This window comes from Staphylococcus sp. 11007852 (assembly GCF_011394325.1).
Lineage (GTDB): Bacteria > Bacillota > Bacilli > Staphylococcales > Staphylococcaceae > Staphylococcus > Staphylococcus agnetis.
Genome location: NZ_JAANBJ010000029.1, coordinates 21,231 through 41,211, shown reverse-complemented (window position 1 = coordinate 41,211; position 19,981 = coordinate 21,231). Strand labels below are relative to the sequence as shown.

The 19,981-nt window shown below is 35.4% G+C and carries 11 protein-coding genes and 2 pseudogenes; 9 read left to right on the top strand and 4 right to left on the bottom strand.

Annotated features, from left to right (window positions below; translation table 11 throughout):
- Window positions 1-58: 58 nt before the first annotated feature.
- Window positions 59-136 (bottom strand): annotated as a pseudogene (locus G8Y85_RS12535) (YSIRK-type signal peptide-containing protein); the annotation flags it as partial.
- Between the two features lie 642 nt (window positions 137-778).
- Between G8Y85_RS12535 and G8Y85_RS09175 the strand changes: the two are divergent.
- From G8Y85_RS09175 to G8Y85_RS09150, 6 genes and pseudogenes are all read left to right on the top strand, one after another.
- A complete protein-coding gene (locus G8Y85_RS09175) occupies window positions 779-1,357 on the top strand; it encodes a helix-turn-helix domain-containing protein (RefSeq protein WP_107368448.1) in 579 nt (192 codons plus the stop codon).
- Between the two features lie 12 nt (window positions 1,358-1,369).
- Window positions 1,370-1,786 (top strand): cytidine deaminase, encoded by a 417-nt coding sequence (locus G8Y85_RS09170; protein WP_107368447.1) that lies wholly within the window; start codon window positions 1,370-1,372, stop codon window positions 1,784-1,786.
- 372 nt (window positions 1,787-2,158) lie between these two features.
- Entirely contained in the window at window positions 2,159-2,947 is a 789-nt protein-coding gene (locus G8Y85_RS09165; RefSeq protein WP_107368446.1) for a tandem-type lipoprotein, read from the top strand.
- 477 nt (window positions 2,948-3,424) lie between these two features.
- A complete protein-coding gene (locus G8Y85_RS09160; RefSeq protein WP_107376523.1) occupies window positions 3,425-4,222 on the top strand; it encodes a tandem-type lipoprotein in 798 nt (265 codons plus the stop codon).
- 129 nt (window positions 4,223-4,351) lie between these two features.
- Window positions 4,352-5,137 (top strand): annotated as a pseudogene (locus tag G8Y85_RS09155) (tandem-type lipoprotein).
- Window positions 5,138-5,542: 405 nt separating this feature from the next.
- Window positions 5,543-7,207, top strand: a complete 1,665-nt coding sequence (locus G8Y85_RS09150) for a coiled-coil domain-containing protein (RefSeq protein ID WP_107368753.1) — start codon at window positions 5,543-5,545, stop codon at window positions 7,205-7,207.
- Window positions 7,208-7,258: 51 nt separating this feature from the next.
- On the opposite strand, the gene G8Y85_RS09145 is transcribed toward G8Y85_RS09150, so the two are convergent.
- Entirely contained in the window at window positions 7,259-9,205 is a 1,947-nt protein-coding gene (locus tag G8Y85_RS09145) for an amidase domain-containing protein (RefSeq protein ID WP_107396926.1), read from the bottom strand.
- Between the two features lie 209 nt (window positions 9,206-9,414).
- Here G8Y85_RS09145 and G8Y85_RS09140 point away from each other — a divergent pair, with 209 nt between their 5' ends.
- Window positions 9,415-12,222 (top strand): YhgE/Pip domain-containing protein, encoded by a 2,808-nt coding sequence (locus G8Y85_RS09140; RefSeq protein ID WP_165805734.1) that lies wholly within the window; start codon window positions 9,415-9,417, stop codon window positions 12,220-12,222.
- Window positions 12,223-12,277: 55 nt separating this feature from the next.
- On the opposite strand, the gene G8Y85_RS09135 is transcribed toward G8Y85_RS09140, so the two are convergent.
- The gene (locus tag G8Y85_RS09135; protein ID WP_107368756.1) at window positions 12,278-12,868 is read right to left on the bottom strand and encodes a TetR/AcrR family transcriptional regulator; all 591 of its coding nucleotides are present in this window, start codon (window positions 12,866-12,868) and stop codon (window positions 12,278-12,280) included.
- A gap of 163 nt (window positions 12,869-13,031) precedes the next feature.
- Between G8Y85_RS09135 and G8Y85_RS09130 the strand changes: the two genes are divergently transcribed.
- The gene (locus G8Y85_RS09130; RefSeq protein ID WP_107396924.1) at window positions 13,032-14,807 is read left to right on the top strand and encodes an oleate hydratase; all 1,776 of its coding nucleotides are present in this window, start codon (window positions 13,032-13,034) and stop codon (window positions 14,805-14,807) included.
- Window positions 14,808-14,906: 99 nt separating this feature from the next.
- Here G8Y85_RS09130 and G8Y85_RS09125 read toward each other — a convergent pair whose 3' ends face one another.
- On the bottom strand, window positions 14,907-18,071 hold the full coding sequence (locus G8Y85_RS09125) for a B domain-containing protein (RefSeq protein WP_107396923.1): 3,165 nt from the start codon (window positions 18,069-18,071) through the stop codon (window positions 14,907-14,909).
- A 337-nt stretch (window positions 18,072-18,408) separates the two neighbouring features.
- Between G8Y85_RS09125 and adcA the strand changes: the two genes are divergently transcribed.
- Window positions 18,409-19,941 (top strand): zinc ABC transporter substrate-binding lipoprotein AdcA, encoded by a 1,533-nt coding sequence (gene adcA / locus G8Y85_RS09120; RefSeq protein ID WP_107368759.1) that lies wholly within the window; start codon window positions 18,409-18,411, stop codon window positions 19,939-19,941.
- Window positions 19,942-19,981: the final 40 nt, after the last annotated feature.

Here is a 19,981-nt window from a genome sequence, read left to right as displayed (position 1 = left end):
TACTTTCAGCCGCTTTTGCCTCTTCATTCGATCCCATTAATAAAAATGTCCCCAATAGAATAGAAGCAGTACCTACAGTGAATTTTCGAACTGCGTACCGATTTTGTCTATTCGGAAGAAAATCGTATTTCTTCATGTAATTCCCCCATTTGTTTACAATAGTATATTTTAATAGTTACTCGAATAATGTATAAATATGGTCAAAATGTGTACAATATGAATCGCACGGCTATTTGATATGATATTTTATTTCTGTTTTAAAACAGACGAGTAACGCATAAATCAGTATAGCAGAATATTTAGGGAATTCAATAGATTCAAAATTTTTATTTTTTAAAGATATTTTAAAAATGTCTTTAACTAAAAATAAGCGTTTATACGGCGTTTTTTAAAAGGAATTAATATGTGATAATAGAAAAAATGAGTCATTTGCACTATAAATGATTCAAGTTCATACGCGCTGAGAAATAAAAACGTTGTCCCTTAAATAGGAAGTAGTAATCTATCACTCACGGGATATAAAACAGGTTTAGCGCGAGTTAGTCATGGAACACTACAGCATACTTTCATGATATATCACTCACGGTTGATGTGCAGCCGTTCATGTTGAATCAGCCACAATGAGGTGATGAGATGAATCGACGTCTAATACAAGTATTATTTCCAGGGAAATGACGAGCTATAAAGACTTTTATAGTGTGATTACCTTGTTTTATTAAAAGTGTTGATGGTATGACTGATGAGAACAAGTTAGATTGAAAGCAAGGAGCGGTTGCATATGGAAGTAGGTCATCATATTAAAGCATATCGAACAGCGATGCAGTTATCTCAAAGTGACTTAGCAGAGAAAATATATGTGTCGAGTCAGACGATTTCCAATTGGGAAAATGAAAGAAGTTATCCGGATTTACAAAATTTAATATACCTATCTGAAGTGTTCAACGTTTCCTTAGATCAACTTGTTAGAGGAGATGTAGAAGAAATGAAACATAACATTGATAGCTCCAATATAGAGCGTTATGGCAATATCATGGTGATAAGTATGTTTTTAACCGCAGTTTCCTTTGCGGCAGCACTCAAGTATAGTGAAGGATGGTTTGGGTTTTTGGGACCTTTTGTCATTTGGTTAATTTCCATGTATAGTGCAATAAAAGTAGATAAAATAAAGAAGAAACATGATGTAAAAACGTATAAAGAAATCGTCGATTATATGGAAAATGGTAAGAAAACAATAACGAAAGAAAGACATCGCTTTAAAAACGGTGTAGAAACTGTTGTTGTTGTGACAGGTGTCGTGAGTGTGTTTTTACTCATTACTCTTATAAGCATATGGTTATTTAACATATTACCTTTTTAAAGGAGCATTGATATGACTATTGAAAATCAATTATATGAAGAAGCTGTGAAGTTTATTCAACATAGGTATCCCACCGGCTGGGGTGGTGCAACTGCAATGTATTCTAAACAAGGGCAAATTTATATATCGGTAGCGCCTGAGATTATAAATGCTAGCACGGCTCTATGTATAGAAACAGGTGCGATTTTAGAAGCGCATAAAAATGAGGACGTCATTACGCATAGCATTTGCGTAGTAAGAGATGATGAACATAGTGATTTTAAAATTTTAACCCCTTGTGGTATTTGTCAAGAACGTCTCCGTTATTGGGGTGGCGATGTCAAAGTTGCGGTGACAAATCCAGACAGTAAATTAATATATAAACCACTAAAAACACTTCAATCCTACCATTGGAGCGAAGCATATGATGAATTAATTGATTACAGTTAACGAAAAAAAGAAACAACCAATACAGTCTTAAAATTGATTTACAATCAAACTTAAGTACAAAATATGTTAAATCCCTTTCAATAAATAATGATTGAGAGGGATTTTTAGTTTTATAGAAAAGGATAAAGAAGTAAAACAAGATAATTTAAAACATGAAATACGTTTATAAATAAGAAGTTATAAAGCTTAAAATTAATGAAAAAATATATGGATTACACAATCAATTTTCAGTATTATTAGAGTGTAATGAATATTTTAGTTTAATAAGAAACATCAGAATATTCGACCACATTTAAAAATTAAATAAATGTATTTAAAGAAATGCTTTAGTATAAAGGTTCAATTACACAAACTTATGACACGGGGGTAACTATGATACATATAAAAAAATTAAGTCTATGTATTGGTTTAGTAGTACTTACAATAATGATGGGAGGATGTGGCTTTATGAACAGTGAAAATAGTAAAGAAAACATTAATGAAACGAGTTCTGAAAAAAAGATTAAACAAAGCTTCAACAAATCATTAAAAATGTATCCGATTAAAAATCTGGAAGACTTCTATGATAAAGAAGGTTTTAGAGATGGGGAATTTGATAAAAACGATAAAGGGATTTGGGTCTTAAATTCTGAAATGGCTATACAAACTAATGGAGATGAAGATTTAAAATCTAAAGGAATGGTATTACGTATTAATAGAAATACAAGGCAAGCAGAAGGAGAATATTTTATTAGCCGCTTTAAGAATAGTAGCCATAAAGAGGAAAAATATCCGGTGAAAATGGTAAATAATAAAATTATTCCTGCAGAATCTATAGAAAATAAAAAAGTTGAAAAAGAAATAGAAAACTTTAGATTCTTTGTACAGTATGCGGATTTTAAAGATTTAAATTCATACGGTCAAGGTAATTTTGATTATAATCCGAACGTACCGAGCTATTCCGTTGAATATCAATTGTCGAATGATGACAATAATGTAAAACAATTGAGGAAGCGTTATGACATACCTTCTAAACACTCACCAAAACTATTATTTAAAGGTATAGGTGAATTCAAGGGATCTTCTATAGGATATCAGCAACTTAAAATACAGTTTGAAGCGGGAAAAAATAGAAATATTTATTTCGATGATTTAATAAAATTACAACCAAGCAGGGATTAAAATGAGTGAAAAAGAATATAAAATAACATCTGATAATATTAAAGACAATACTGAAGAAACAAGTGCCGTGTCTTTAATTAGTTATGATATAGAAAATGCAAATTTTCATACATAAGGTAAAGACATCAATATATATCGATAGTATGACAATCAAACATAATCCCAAAGTATGTAAAATCCCTTTCAATAAACGATGATTGAGAGGGGTTTTTGTTGTATAGAAAACGATAAAGAAGCAAAACAAGAAAAATTAAAACATGAAATAGGTTTATAAATAAGAAGTTATAAAGCTTAAAATCAATAAAGAAATATATGGATTGCACAATCAATTATTAGTATTATTAGAGTGTAATGAATATTTTAGTTTAATAAGAAACATCAGAATATTTATCCGTACCTAAATATTAAATAAATGTATTCAAAGAAATGCTTTAGTATAAAGTTTCAACGACACAAGCTTATGACACGGGGGTAACTATGATACATATAAAAACAATAAGTCTCTGCATTGGTTTAGTAGTACTTACAATAATGATGGGAGGATGTGGCCTTATGAACAGTGAAAATAGTAAAGAAAATAGTAATGAAACAAGATCTGAAAAAAAGATTAAACAAAGCTTCAACAAATCATTAAAAATGTATCCGATTAAAAATCTAGAAGACTTCTATGATAAAGAAGGCTTTAGAGATTCGGAATTTAATAAGAATGATAAAGGGACGTGGCTCTTAGATTCGAGCATGGTAATTAAACGAAAAACAGATGACAAGCACATAGTTAAAGGGGTAGTTCTACGAATAAACAGAAACACGAGAACATCTGAGGGGAAATATTATATAAGTCATATAGGTGAAGGGTCTTATAAAGATGACTATGAAGAAAGCTACCCGGTTAAAATGGTTAATAATAAAATCGTTCCAACCAAAGTTATTAAAGATAAAAAAATATTAGATGAAATAGAGAAATTTAAATTTTTTGTCCAGTTTGCCAATTTCAAAGATTTAAATTCATATGGCCAAGGTCATTTTGATTATAATCCCAATGTGCCAAGTTATTCAGCAGAATATCAATTATCGAATGATGATGAAAATGTAAAACAATTGAGAAAACGGTATGATATTCCAACAAATAAAGCACCTAAATTAAAACTAAAAGGGATAGGAGAATTCAAAGGATCTTCAATAGGTTATAAAAATTTAGAAATAGTTTTTGAGAAAAATAAGGATGAAGTTATTTATTACGGTGATACGGTAGACTATCAACCAAGTGGAGAGTGATGAAAAATGTGTAAAGATGACTCCGAAATAAGAGCGGATAGTTCAAATGTAATTACTAATACTTTTAAATTCATTAATATGTATGGGCGTACTTTTATAAATCAAGACTCAACGTAAGAGGGTGGAAATATGAGTAGTTTTAAAAGATTTAGTGTTTGTATTACAACAATAATGTTAGCTTTGGTAATAGCTGGATGAGGATTTAAGAATACCGAAAATACTAAAGAAACAAGTACAGAAGGGAAGATTAAGACGAGTTTTAATAATACTCTAGAAATGTATCCTATCAAAAACCTAGAGGACTTTTATGATAAAGAAGGCTTTAGAGACGGGGAATTCGATAAGAATGATAAAGGGACTTGGGTATTAAGTTCAACGATGGCTATTGAATCAAGTAAGGGAGTGCTTGTAAGTAAAGGGATGGTCCTATTTATTGATAGAAATAAAAAAATCGCACATGGTAAATATGTCATACATAATGTTTCAGAAGATCAAAATGGAGAGTTAAAAAGTCACGAAAAAGAGTATCCTGTGAAAATGGTAAACAATAAATTCATACCTACAAAACCAATCAAAGAAACACATATAGCTAAAGAAATTGAGTCATTTAAGTTTTTTGTACAATATGCAAAGTTCAAAGATTTAAATCAGTATAACAATGGACACTTTTCGTATAATCCGAATGTGCCAAACTATTCAGCGGAATATCATTTAAGCAATGATGATTATAATGTAAAGCAATTACGCACACGTTATGATATACCAACAAATAATGCGCCTAAGTTAATTCTGAAAGGTGTAGGAGAGTTTGAAGGGAGTTCAATAGGTTATAAAACCATTGAATTTGAATTCGATAAGCGACATGGTAAGAATGTGTATTTCTCTGATAGTATTAATTTTAAACCTAGTAGATAATATCATTGAGACGTTCTATCTATATGCTTTAACATCTAATTAGGGTGATTAAGAGTAATTTGGAAAAATACGTCTAGGCGTCAACATATCAAATGTAAAAGAGGTAATAAAATTGATGCGATTTTATTACCTCTTTTTTCTATTCAATTAAAGTTTATACTTTATGAATCGTCTTATTTATATCAAGAGATTCATTTGTAGAATTTTTTAGAAAGTAACGATGCGTTAGCACGATTTGTATGATGAGAAATCCTGCGTTGATTGTCCAATATAAACCTAATGCCTGGTATAATAAAAGGTAGCCTCTTTCATCTACCTTTTATTAAATTTCTCGAATTCTTTCTCTATGATTTATTGTCATTTCCGTCTATAATGTGAATGAGTCAAATTAGAAAGGTGAAGTTTATGAAAAAGGTGAGAAACAAACATTGGCATAGTCGTAACTTGTTAAACCGTTCTTTTAAAGTGTCCAGTGCTGTATTGGTTATCTCAACAGGGTTGCTGGGTAATCATATTTCTCCCAATGTGAATGCACAAAATGTTACACATGTGAATCAACAACCATCTCTGGAAGCATATATTCAACAACGTCAAGCTGAAGTAAAGCAGTGGCGAATGTTAACAGATCAACAAAAGGCACAATTGTCGTCAGATTTGAGCCAGGCGAAAAGCATTGATGCGATTGATCGTTTATTAAACGAGGTTAAATCAACTTCGACGCAAAATACGCGTCAATTAGAAGAGGCACGTGTGATACGTGAACAATTGAACAACAATATGGACCGTTTTTTTGCCGAACTCAATCACTCAGTTAATAAAGTTGATGGGGGTAAACTAAATGATGTGAACCTCGATACTACGACATCTGCACGTCATTTGCTGGATGAATTGAATCAAAAAGACCCTAAAAGCAGTGATATTAAAACAGATATTCAACAATTGTTAGCGTTACCTAATGGGGCGATGGCGTTCGACAATTACGTTGCTACGAAAACAGAAAGTTTAAAGGCGTTTGAGGCAAGACTTGTGCAACAACCGAATTTATCTGAGGAGCGTAAAGCGTTATTATCGAAAGAAATTGATGCGATAAAACATCAATTAAACACGCAAAATGATCTTGTGCTAAATCGATTGAAGTCAAGCAGCCATAAAACAGAAGCGGTGACATCGTTAATCAGACAAACATTTAATGATAGAGAAGCAGATACGATTTTAAAGCGTGTACAAACGAAAGATAAAACGGATGCGCAAATCGCAAACCAGTTGGTCAGTGAGTTTGATCGCTTATCGGCACATTCTAGTGATGATGTATTGCGTTCAATGATTGACAATACATCAAATCCTCAAGAATTGCTTGAGGCGTTGCTTTCCACACGATATGATACAGTTGAAGCGGCTAAAATAGCGTCTGACATTTTAAAAGGGCATCCGAATAGCGCGCAAATTGTAAATCGTTTAAAACAACGCTACGGACCACATATGACAGGCGATGACATTTTAGAAAATGTGTTAGATCAAGCGCATGATAAGCGTCAAGCCCTTGAAACGATACTCGGATCACAGTTCAATGATGAGACAGCGCGAGCGCTTGCGAAACGAATCGCGAATAAGGCAGATTCGCGCGCAGCATTGTTAAAACAGTTAAAGTCAGATGCGGATGGACGTCTTAATGATATCATTAAAGCGAAAAATGACCTTGACCGCATAAAAGTACAAATCGATAAAATGATAGGATTTTTAAAAGGCATGGATGGCGTTTTAAATGACCATTTACGCGGAGGGCAGTCTCACCTGTTAAATCCCTTTGGTTTATTTGACCGTGCGTTGAGCGGAAAAAGTATTTTAGACCGTATTCCGGATATCCCGAATCCTACACAAGGACGTGCGTTATCTCTAATTAAGCCATCGGATGACTTTTTAAGTGGACTATTTGACCATGAAGGTAATTTTGACTTACCTGCTGCAGGTCGAGTGGCAAAACAAACCTTACTACCATTCGGCATTGCGCTCATCCTACTTGGTAGTGTAGTGATTTGGTTCACTAAACGCCATAAATCGAAAAACTCATAATGACATTAAAGACTCCAGATGAGTTTACCACTCACTGGAGCCTTTTTATGGTTATTTACCTTTAATATATGATAATAATTCGGCATCGGATGCATCAATGGTGCGGTAAGAAATCACACCCAATCCTTTAACATTGGATTCTGAAATGACGATAGAACCGTCTGAATTGACTTTTTCAACGAAAGCCACGTGCCCATAGTATGCATCAGCGCCAAGTTGACCAGGTTCGAAGACGACAGCGCTGTGTTCAGATGGAATTGAACGGACACTGTAACCATCATTGGCTGCGTGTTGATCCCAATCGCGCGCATTACCTAAATGACCACCGATATGAAGACCAAATTGCGCCATACGATTGTAGACATACCATGTACATTGACCTTGAGGGTACGCCGCTCCACTAGCAGCTTCAGTAAATGGTTTGAAATGAGAAGCTGACGCCTCATGTGCTACGGTAAAGTTTGATATATCAGGCATGGATGTATGATCAAATTGTGTTAAGTTGTAATGTTTAATAATACTATTTAACTTATCTGCATAATGCGAGTCTGTCGCGTAAGTTGTCGCAAGATGTGCTGTGGCATCTTTAAAAGTTGTAGTGTCACTTTTCCAAGTTGGTTTGTAGATGTATGGATTTCCATCAATGCCGTTTTTAATTAAATCTGCGTAGTCCTGAAGGGAAGCTTTTTCATCTGGATAGCTCCGGAAAGATGCTGAAATTTGATATAACGCACCTCCGTTATCTTCTAACGTATTAAATGTAGCCGAGTGCCCGTGATATGTACCTTTAATCCCAAACAAGTTGTAGTGAGGCGCACGTGCCAATGCGCTGTTACCGGAATCTGATTCTAATATGGCTTGAGCAATCATCACAGATGCGTAAATATTTTCTTTCTGTCCGATATCATGCGCATCTTTTGCGATGGATTTAATAAATGCCCGTGTATCTTTGTTCTCTGTAACGATGTACGGGTTAGACGTTGATGACGTATTTGAAGTTTGAGGTAACGTGACGAATGTTGCTCTTGATCTGAAGTTGGAAGCTTTCACACCGTCTTCAAAAGATTGTTTTGGTGTTTCACTATGTTTGATTTCTTTTTGAGACGGTAACTGTGTATTTGTTTCGTTTGAATGTTTAGGTGAGTTGCCTTTTTTAGCGTCCACTTGGGTTGTCTTTGGATCAGGTGTCGTTTTCTTATCTTTGCCATATGCATCGATGAGCGCATCGTCAATGTGGTCGTTGGCCGTTGATGATGTCTCATTGCTTTCAGCATCTTGACCTTCAATATGTTTGTCTTCTGAAGTTGGCGCTTCGTTAGATGACGTCTCATCGTGCTTGCTATCAGGCGTTTCTGAAAATGTATCCTTATCACTCGGTTGGTTAGACTGAATCTTATCCGTAATGTTGTCGAGTTCATTCGCTACTGCTTGGTCTTCTTCAGAGAGATGACTGTTATCTCGTGAGGATTCAGATGTTGCTTCTGATGGAGATGCGTCATGTTCTGATGAAGGCACCTCTGTTTTCGTCGTTTCATTCGTAGTAGGATCAACGTCTGAATGCGCAGCTGATGGTGTTGGTTGCGCCAGGATAGCGTCGTTTTCTGATGTGTTAGCGTCTTTAGAAATCGTATTTGAAGGTGGGTCTAAAGCGAGCCAATTGTCCCAAAAGTGCGTCGAATGTTCTGTTGTAGGGTTGAATATGCCTAAAGGATGATTCAACGTATTTATCCATGATGGTAATAATGAAGAAGATGTCGTCTTTTTAGTTTTTTCTTTTTTAGTTTGAGACGATGTTTGTTGTTTCTCAGCCTTTTCTTTCTCATCTTTAGGCGTTTCATCAGTTCCATTTTTATCGATAGACGTCTCTGAAGAAGTGCTTTCTAATGTCGATGTTTCAGATGACGGGTTATCAGTTGCTGCATGAATCGTATGCACAGAATATGAAGGGAAGACTAATGTTGTTGAAAGCATACAGATGAGCAGTTTATGTGTCTTCATAGCGCTACCTCTCTTTAAAATTTAATCTTTATCTATGTACAAATGATAGTTGGAATTGTTAAAATGTGAATACTTGACAATAAGGTTGATGAACATCAACTTTATTTACTACACAACGTAACGAGACCATTATACCAATTTACTGGAAATATAGAAATGATAATTTGAATAATATGCATAAGAAATATAGAATAAGCTTGAGGTGCAAAATGAAAAACGCGATAAAATTATTTAAGATGGATTTGAAGAAAATTGTTAAAGCACCAGCAGTGTTCGTCATTCTTGCAGGGCTTGCGCTTCTCCCTTCTTTTTATGCATGGTTTAATTTAGACGCCAACTGGGATCCATATGGAAATACAAAAAACATAAAAGTTGCGGTCGTTAATGAGGACGAAGGAGATAAAGTGAGAGGCAAATCGTTGAATGTAGGCGATACTGTGGTGGAACAATTGAAAAAGGATGACCATTTCGATTGGGAGTTCGTCAGTCGTGAAAAAGCGGATCACGATTTACGAATGGGTAAATACTATGCGGCGATATACATACCTAAGGCGTTCACCCATCAAATTACCGGTACTCTTCGTAAAAAACCAGAACGGGCAAACATCGAATATAAAGTCAATCAAAAATTAAATGCGATTGCGCCAAAAATGACCAATGCTGGAACGAGTGCCATCGTTCAAAAAGCGAATGATAAATTTAATGAAACGGTAACGAAAGCATTATTAAAAGAAGCCAATCGTTTAGGTATTAAATTAGAAAATGAAATTCCAACCATTAATAAAATTAAAGATGCGGTTGCTACAGCAAATAATGCAGTGCCAAAAGTAAATGAAGTTGCCAAAAAGATTTTATATCTTGATGAACATCAAAATGAAATCGATCAAAAAGCGAATGAATTTAGAAACCTGGGGCGCTATAAAGGTGACGTTTTAAATGCGGTCGATAAATTGAATCAGGTGAACAATGCGGTGCCAGCCCTCAATGAGCGGGCCAAATTGATTCTCGCTTTGAATGCGTATATGCCGAACATTAAGCAAGCATTGAATGTTGCGGCAAATGATGTGCCACAAGCATTTCCTAAAATCAATCGCGGTGTCGATATAGCGAGTCAAGGCGTTGACCAAGGTTTACAAGGACTAAATGAAGCAGAACGCTTTTTAAATGATATTGATCAACGTGTGGGGCATGTCAACAATCAACGACAAAACACGCCACAAGCAAACACGCAAAAGCATATTCAAACAGCACCACAAAGTGCGCCAATGAATCGTGGGCATATTCAAACGACTCAGTTGAGTACGACCGGTCAAACGCCTTCAAATGGAGTGTATGATGCCAATGACACGAATGCGATGGCTTCGGCGTTGTCACAAGCATTATTATCGATGTCGAATCAAGCGGATCAACAAGTACAAAGTAGCCAACAAAATATCAAAGCATTAGAAAATGTGTTGTATGGTGTCATGGCGTCAAACCAACCGAAAGATTTTGTACCAACGTTAGACCATTTAAAATCGAGATTAGAACTCACAAGCAAATCGAATCAACAGCTCATAGACACATTAACTGATCTTGAAAATAGCGAAGGCGTAGACCTTTCGTCAGAAATTAAAGCGTTGGAAACAACAAACAACAATGTGAATAATTCAATTAAGAAAATCAATCAACTAAGCACGGCATTATCAAATGGCAGTTCGGGTAAGGCTGAAGCTATAGATTTATTGAAACAATTATCAAAAGTGAATGCGAGTTTAGAAGAATTAAGTCAATTCATCCAACAAGACTTAAATCAAAAATTGTCTGACGTGGCTCAAACGATCATTGCGTCTTTAAATAATGGACATATCTCGCTATCCACACTGCAATCCAAATTAAACACGATTCATCAAATTATAGATAATGGTCAGTCAATTTTACAAAATGCGAAGTCTCGATTAAATGTGATTCAAAGTGAATTGCCACTCATCGAACAACGTTATATTGACGCGATGTCCATCGCACAACGCTATTTCCCACAACTTGAAAACGATGTTGCGAAAGCTGCCGCGTTTGTGGGAAATGACTTGCCAGCATTAGAACAACGTTTAGCAGATACAACGGCAACGGCGAATCAAAATGTACCGAATTTATTTAGTCGTTATGATCAACTCGTGCGTTTACTCAATGAAAACCAACCACAAGCGAAACGAGACTTACACCAACTGGCTGAATTTATACGCAACGATTTGCCAGGCGTTGAAAAGGATTTAGCGAAAGCGGACAAATTATTTAAAGAAATTGATAAAGACGATACAGTAAATAAATTAGTTGACTTATTGAAAAATGATTTGAAAAAACAGGCGGATGTGATTGCGAATCCGATAAAAATTAACCAAGAAGATATCTTCCCAGTGAAAGATTATGGTTCTGCAAGTACGCCATTCTATACAGCGCTTGCGGTATGGGTGGGGGCACTCTTAATGGTTAGTTTATTAACAACAGATAATAAACATAAAGCGTTAGACTACTTGTCGAAACGTGAAATTTATTTAGGCAAACTTGGCCTATTTTATATTATTGGCATCATTCAAGCATTGATTGTCTCTATAGGAGACATTGTGATATTACATGCGCAAGTTGAAAGTGTACCGTGGTTTATAGGGATTACAGTGTTATCTTCGTTAGTGTTTGTGACGATTGTATACACGCTTGTGTCACTACTTGGTAACCCAGGTAAAGCATTAGCTATTATATTATTGGTTTTACAAATTGCCGGTGGTGGAGGCACATTCCCAATTGAAGTCACACCAGAATTTTTCCAAAAACTGCATCCATTTATCCCATTCTCATATGCTATTGACGCATTAAGGGAAGCAGTAGGCGGCTATGTCCCAGTGATATTAACACGCAAAATCGTTACCTTGATTGCATTTGGTGTCGGGTCCTTAATTGTAGGTATTATTTTAAAACCGATTACTGACCCAATAATGAGAAAAATTGCAGCACGCGCTGAAAAAAGTGACGTGATGGAATAACATGAAGCCTTATAACGTTGAACGTGGATTCAATGTTATAAGGCTTTTTTATGTATTAAATTGATTTAAGGTGTGTCGTACGTACGCGATCAATCAGTGTCACGATGTCTGTTTTCAGGTTATCAATTGTACGCGTTGCATCGTTTTGGTTACTCCAGTTGAGCATAATACTAATAAGACCACCAGCAATAAAATGATTGAATACGTCGGTGTCAATGTCTAACCGTTTTCCAGAGAGGAGCTCTGCATGGGTTTGTTGCCGAACGGCTAAATACACTTGTTTATAAATAATAGATGTGACTTCATCATGCATATAATGAGAGATGACATGGCGTAATATGACTTGATTGTCGTAAACATATGTTAATAAATTATCGATATATTGTTCTAGACGTAACGTCGCATTGTCGCTACGTATCGCGGACACGTGTTCTTGAGTAATGCGCGTGAGGGCGTGCTCTGTTGCACAAGCGAGGAGATGATATTTGTCCTTATAATGTCTATAAAAAGTTGAACGCTGTACGAGTGCGCGATCACATAAATCTTGAACAGTAATACGGTCGAATGCTTTAGTTTTTAAAAGTTCAGTAAATGCATGCATGAATGCTTTTTGGGTTTTGAGTACACGTAAGTCTTGTTTATTCATCGTTTAACCCCCGTTTATCGAACATTTATAAAGATGTGTCGCTTATGCGACAAAAGTGCTGAATTGACGCCCAACTTTATTTCACAAGGCGTTAAAATCTAATGTGAAAGGACGATACAGTCATTATTATCGTATTTTTGAGTGAAAAAAGGAAGTGTTAACAATGTATTATAGTAAAGGTAATTACGAAGCATTTGCGCGACCTAAGAAGCCAGAAAATGTTGAAAAGAAATCCGCATACCTTGTCGGCTCAGGGCTTGCTTCACTCGCAGCAGCCTGTTTTTTAATTCGTGATGGACAAATGGAAGGAACACAAATCCATATTTTAGAAGAAATGTCTAAGCCCGGCGGCAGTCTAGATGGGGATTATTTGCCAGTCAAAGGGTATGTCGTTCGTGGTGGACGAGAAATGGAAAATCATTTTGAGTGTTTGTGGGATTTATTCAGATCAATTCCTTCTCTAGAGGTTAAAGGTGCATCAGTGTTAGATGAATTTTATTGGTTAAACAAGGAAGATCCTAATTATTCTCGATGTCGTGTCATCGAAAAGAGAGGGCAACGTTTGGCCACTGATGGTGATTTTACGTTAACACCGACAGCATTGAAAGAAATCGTTAAATTATGTTTAACAAATGAAGCGGATTTAGACGATGTAAGCATTACAGAGGTATTTTCTAAAGATTTTTTTGACTCAAATTTTTGGATTTATTGGAAAACGATGTTTGCGTTTGAACCGTGGCATTCAGCTATGGAAATGCGCCGTTATTTATTACGTTTTATACATCATATTAATGGATTAGCAGATTTCAGTTCACTAAAATTTACGAAATATAATCAATATGAGTCGTTGGTGATGCCGATGATTCATTATTTAAGAGCACATCAAGTGCAGTTTGATTATAATGTGGAAGTTGAAGATATTAAGGTTGATGTAACCACTTCTCAAAAAGTCGCAAGGGAATTACTTATTAAACGTGATGGTCAGCGTGAAACATTGAAGTTAACGCCGGATGATCTCATTTTTGTGACAAATGGAAGTATTACAGAAAGTTCTACGTATGGAGATAATTTCACACCAGCACCTCCTTCACATGAATTGGGGGGAAGTTGGAAATTGTGGCAGAATCTGGCTAAACAAAGCCCCGAATTTGGGAATCCAGAGAAATTTTTCAAAAATATCCCTCCAAAAAGTTGGTTCGTTTCTGCGACTGCAACGACGAATCATGAAAAGGTAATACGTCAAATCGAAACATTGTGTAAACGTGATCCGCTAGCAGGTAAAACGGTCACAGGAGGGATTATAACTGTACACGACTCTTCATGGCAATTAAGTTTTACAGTCAACCGACAACAACAATTTAAATCACAGCCTGAAGATCAAGTGAGTACTTGGATTTACGCATTATATTCAGACGTGAAAGGCGATTATATTAAAAAGCCCATCACAGAATGTAGTGGCCATGAAATATGCCAAGAATGGTTGTATCATATGGGAATGCCTGAAGATCAAATTGAGCAACTCGCAAAAGATGAAATTAACACAATCCCTGTTTACATGCCATATATTACAGCTTACTTTATGCCACGCGCATTAGGTGATCGTCCACGTGTAGTACCACATCAATCTCGTAACCTTGCATTTATTGGTAATTTTGCTGAAACAGAACGCGACACAGTATTTACGACGGAGTATTCAGTGAGAACCGCTATGGAAGCTGTGTATCAACTGTTAAACATTGACAGAGGCGTACCTGAAACGATTGGCACAGAATTCGACGTTCGAGAATTGATGAAAGCCATGTATCACCTAAATGATCGTAAAGGACTCTCAGAAATAACGAAAACGAACAAAGTTCAGCGGACGCTTTTCAAAGGGATAAAACGCAAAATCAAAGGCACTTATATCGAAACATTACTTAAAACGTATCATTTATTATAAATGATGCAACATAAAAAGGACACGCGCCTATCCGACTGGGATAGGACGTGTCCTTTTCTTAATGTCATTTAACCGCTCCGCTCAATAACATTAATGAGATTACTTCATAATTGAAGCAAAAAAGTTTGAAAGTGAATGAGAGAATGATGATACAGTGTCTGCTGCTGCAATGGCTGTTTTCACTGTTTTTGGATTTTGGTAAAGTGCGTATAACACTTTTCCTGTATTTAATGCTTCAGTAGCATAATTTCTTGCTTGCACATACGTGTTATAAAATACGTTTCCGTTCGGTTTAATATCAAGTGGTTTAATGTGTGTTTTTGAACCATTGCCAAGTGCCGCTAAAACAAGTTTATCGATTGTACTTTTATGTTTAAAGTACGTGTTGAAATAATATTTTGCTTGTTCATATTTCGCTTTAAATCCTTGGTGTGATTGTGCAACATTATGATAGCCTTGAGTAAAATAATTTTTCAATGATTTGTAGTAGCTTGATGTTGTTGTCTGTTGTTCGGATTGAGTTGTTTGCGTTGCTTTTGATTGTGTTGTTTTAGTTTGCGTATCCGTTTTTGATGTTGATGCCTTATTTGATGTTTTGTTTGTTTCAGGTTTTTGAAGACGTTCTTTTTCTGCTTTTTCACGATGTGTTGTAAGAATGCCATCAAGTTGTTTTTGTAATTGCGCTTGAACGTGGTGAGGTGCTTTGTTCACTTCACGTTGTGCAAAACGGTGGCTGTTTACTGAATAGTCTTTGTTTAATGCCACTAATGCTTTATTTGCAGATGCAATGCGATCATTTTGACGTGCTTCCATTGCTTCTTTTGTAACTGGGATAGCAGGGAATAACTTTTCTAATTGTTCAAGTGTTAAGTTTTTTGTACCGTTAGGTCCTAACAATTCTTCAATGAATTTCTTTTGAGCATCAGAGTGTTCATAAAGAGGATACGTAGTACCTCTTTCTTTAACATGGCTTGATTTATGCGCTTGTTGTTTGTGCGATGCGTTATCTTTAGTTACTGGGATAGCAGGGAATAACTTTTCTAATTGTTCAAGCGTTAAGTTATTTGTACCGTTAGGCCCTAACAATTCTTCAATGAATTTCTTTTGAGCATCAGAGTGTTCATAAAGAGGATACGTAGTACCTCGTTCTTTAACATGGCTTGATTTATGCGCATGTTGTTTGTGAGATGCTTTATCTTTAGCTACTGGGATAGCAGGGAATAACTTTTCTAACTTTTCAAGTGAGATGTTTTTCGTCCCGTTAGGTCCTACAAGCTCATCAATAAGGGCTTTACGTACCACATTGTCTTCATAAAGAGGATAGGCAATGGCCTCTTGATATTGATGATTGCCTTTCTTTTGAGCAGCCTCTTTTGATGCTGGAATTGTAGGGTACAAACTTTTTAATTGAGTAATAGCTAAATTGTTAAGACTTTTAGATCCAAGCAAGCGTTTTAAAACGTCTTCATTAGACTCTACATCAAGCGGATATGTAATCGCTTCTTGATATTGATGTTTTGTTTTTTGGGTACGTTTTGTTGTCTTAGTTTTTGAATGTGCTACGTTTTTTTTAGCTGCTTCTTTAGCTACTGGGATAGGAGGAAATAATTTGTCTAACTCCTCAACTGTTAAGTTTTTTGTCCCATTTGGCCCTAATAATTTTTCAATAAATTTTTTTTGAGCTTTTGTGTTTTCAAAAAGTGGGTACGTAATACCTCTCTCTTTAATTTGAGTGCCAAAGTTTTCATAAAGCGGGTACGTAATACCTCTTTCTTTAACATGGCTTGATTTATGTGCATGTCGTTTGTGTGATGCTTTAGCTCTTGGCTGAATTGTTGCGTCTTGCGCTACTGGAATAATTGGAAATGAATTAATAATATTTGGTAATTGATCATCTGTTAATGTATTGTCTCTGTTTGAATTTGTTAAATATTCAAGAGAGCCTTTTTCAGATGGTACTGAAATATTTGGTAAATGAATATTTCTAAATTGTTCAGCACTAACAGTGTTATCTTTATTTGAGCTTAATAAGTAATCTAATTTTTGTTTGTTGTTTTCAAGGTCAATTACGCTATCTTTAGTGAATCTTCGGAATTCATCTACAGATGCCGTATTTCCACTGTTAGATCCTTGTAAAGCTTTTAATTCGTTACTTTTAAGAAAATCGTCACGTCTATCAAAATCTTTTTGAGTAGGTTTAACTAAACGATTGAATTCGTGTTCTGACACTTTACTTTTTGTGTTGGCGTTTGAAAGACGATGTGATTCAATCCAAATTTGTTGTGCATGGTCAGGGTTTTTGTGAAGTTCTTTCACTAAACGTTCAAGGTCACCAATTGGTAATTTATTGTTTTCTAATAAATTAATATACGCTTTACGTTGTGCCACACGACGCTCAGGGTTGGCAACGTCTTTTGAAGCTTCAGAAAAGACATTTTGCGCTGTTTCTTTTGTTGGATTTTCATGTAATTGTTTTAAGAATTCACTACGTTGTTTTTCATCTAAACCTTTTAATTGTAAAAGAAATTGGAAGGCTTTTTGGACAACATGTTGCTCTTCTTGTTTTGCTTTAAGGTCTTGTGCTGATGGTTTGTGACCATTGTCTGGTGTTTTGTAGCTTGTTGTGTCTGCTTTACCTACATTAGTATCAGATAGAGTATGTTTGTTTTTGACATTATTAGGTACAACATTAGGTACAACGTGATGATTTGCATTGTTAATCGGTTGATCTATACTAATTAATTTTTGAAGTTCTTCTTCAGTAGCTGAGTTATCTTTGTTTTGACTTGGAACGCTGTTAGATTCAATCCAAATTTGTTGGCTGTGATCTGGATTCTCAATTATTTTTTTGATATAACGCTCACGGTCAGCTGAAGATATATCTGGATTGTTTACAACTGAAAAGTAAGCATTGCGTTGTGCTAATCGACGCTCAGGATTGTTGACGTCTTTTGTTGATTCAGAAAATACATTTTGTGCGGTTTCTTTTGTAGGATTGTCGTGTAATTGTTGTAAGAATCGACTGCGTTGTGCTTCATCAATCCCTTTTAAATGGATTAAATGATAGTAGGCACGTTGCACATCTTTATGATCATTTTGATGCGCTTGTTGTTGAGGCGCATGCTGTTGATGTGTTTGGTAATGATGCGTAGATTGTTGATGTGTAGTGTATTCTGAAGCTTTTGCTTCTCCATTAGCAACCATTGTTGCAAGTGTAAGTGTTGCTGCTCCAATTAATAATCTCGAAATGTTCTGTTTTCTCATGATGTTGTCTCCTCTGTGTGTAAAATAATCATCCCAAGCAATTAGAAGTTTAGCACGCGGACATGGGTATGGGAATTAAACGAAGCTTAAATAAATGTAAAGCATTCATTAACTAAATTAAACAAATGCTTAACTTAAATCATTAAATACTGATAATATAGCATTTTTAACAATTCGGAGTTAATTTGAAAAATGACCTTATCCGCGCATACTTAAAGACGATTACATAAAAAGAAAAATGTGATTTAAAGAGATAAAAGATAGTATTGAAATTAAGACGTGTGACATTGTATAATTGCAAATAGTAATCATTACTATTTATAGAAGGGAATCACGTATGAAAAAGCATTTAAAAATTTTATTAGGGTTAGCGTGTAGTTGCGCTGTGTTAGTTGGCTGCGGTCCACAAGAGGACAAAGATAAAAATGATGATAAGTTGAGCGTAACGACAACTGTTTTTCCTTTACAATCATTTGTGAAACAAATTGGAGGAGCGCATGTTAAAGTGAATACGCTTTATCCTGCTGGCGCAGATTTACATCATTTTGAGCCCTCTCAAAAAGACATCATCAATGCCAGTCAATCCGATTTATTTATCTACACAGGGGATAATTTAGATCCTGTAGCCAAAAAAGTGGCATCGGCTATTAAAGCGGATGATAAAAAGTTATCATTAGAAAATCATATCGATAAGTCTGAATTGTTAACAGATACACATGAGCATGGATCGGATGAGCATCATCATGAAACAGGACATCATCACGGGGGATATGATCCTCACGTTTGGTTAGATCCAAAATTCAATGAGAAATTTATTGAATCGATTCGTGATGAACTTGTAAAAAAAGATCCGAGTCATAAAAATACTTATGAAAAGAACGCCGAACAGCTACTTAAAGATGTGGCAAATATAGATAAAAAATTAGAAAAAGCAACACAAAACCATAAGGGACATGCAGTCTTTATTTCTCATGAATCATTAGGTTATCTTGCCAATCGCTATGGCTTTAAACAAGTAGGGATTCAAAGCTTAAATGCAGAAGACCCTTCACAAAAACAACTTCAAAACATTGTGAAAGACATCAATGAAACGAAAGCAAAGTACATTCTGTACGAAGACAATCTTTCGAATAAAGTTACAGAAACAGTACGACAAGAAACGCGTGCAGAACCACTTCGCTTTAACAATATGGAGTCTGTTTCCAAATCACAGGCTAAAGACGCCACATATCAAAGTTTGATGAACGAAAATATTCAACATATTGAAAAAGCATTAAATGATAAGGTGACATTGGATACTAAGGATGACAATGATACTCAGAAACATGCCAAAGCCATTTATGACGGCTATTTCAAAGACAGTCAAGTTAAAGATCGCGCATTGTCAGATTATGAAGGAGAATGGCAGTCAGTCTATCCACTATTAAAAGCGGGAGCGCTTGATGAAGTGTTTGAACATAAAGCGAAGCAAAAAGGAGATAAATCCGCAAAAGCGTATAAAGCGTATTACAATGTGGGGTATCAAACAGATATCAACAATATTACGATTTCAAATGGTACCATTACATTTATGAAAAATGGACAGTCTGTAACAGGACAATATGAATATGCCGGTAAAGATATTCTTAAATATGAAAAAGGAAATAGAGGCGTACGGTACACGTTTGAGTTAGTTGGAACGGGTTCTAAAGATTTACCGAAATACGTGCAGTTTAGTGACCATAATATTGCGCCTACAAAAACAGGCCATTTCCATATATTTATGGGGAATGATCGTGAAGCGTTATTGAAAGAAATGGAAAATTGGCCAACATATTATCCGTCACACTTAAGTGAAAAAGAAATAAAAGAAGAGATGTTAGCACATTAACGATAAATATGAGATGAGTGTAATTAGGCTCCTCTCAAAG

Bases quoted from the DNA above. Each gene is read 5' to 3' on its own strand.
- adcA (WP_107368759.1), top strand. From the start codon at position 18,409: ATGAAAAAGCATTTAAAAATTTTATTAGGGTTAGCGTGTAGTTGCGCT.
- G8Y85_RS09175 (WP_107368448.1), top strand. From the start codon at position 779: ATGGAAGTAGGTCATCATATTAAAGCATATCGAACAGCGATGCAGTTA.
- G8Y85_RS09145 (WP_107396926.1), bottom strand. From the start codon at position 9,205: ATGAAGACACATAAACTGCTCATCTGTATGCTTTCAACAACATTAGTC.
- G8Y85_RS09165 (WP_107368446.1), top strand. From the start codon at position 2,159: ATGATACATATAAAAAAATTAAGTCTATGTATTGGTTTAGTAGTACTT.
- G8Y85_RS09160 (WP_107376523.1), top strand. From the start codon at position 3,425: ATGATACATATAAAAACAATAAGTCTCTGCATTGGTTTAGTAGTACTT.
- G8Y85_RS09170 (WP_107368447.1), top strand. From the start codon at position 1,370: ATGACTATTGAAAATCAATTATATGAAGAAGCTGTGAAGTTTATTCAA.
- G8Y85_RS09130 (WP_107396924.1), top strand. From the start codon at position 13,032: ATGTATTATAGTAAAGGTAATTACGAAGCATTTGCGCGACCTAAGAAG.
- G8Y85_RS09150 (WP_107368753.1), top strand. From the start codon at position 5,543: ATGAAAAAGGTGAGAAACAAACATTGGCATAGTCGTAACTTGTTAAAC.
- G8Y85_RS09125 (WP_107396923.1), bottom strand. From the start codon at position 18,071: ATGAGAAAACAGAACATTTCGAGATTATTAATTGGAGCAGCAACACTT.
- G8Y85_RS09135 (WP_107368756.1), bottom strand. From the start codon at position 12,868: ATGAATAAACAAGACTTACGTGTACTCAAAACCCAAAAAGCATTCATG.
- G8Y85_RS09140 (WP_165805734.1), top strand. From the start codon at position 9,415: ATGAAAAACGCGATAAAATTATTTAAGATGGATTTGAAGAAAATTGTT.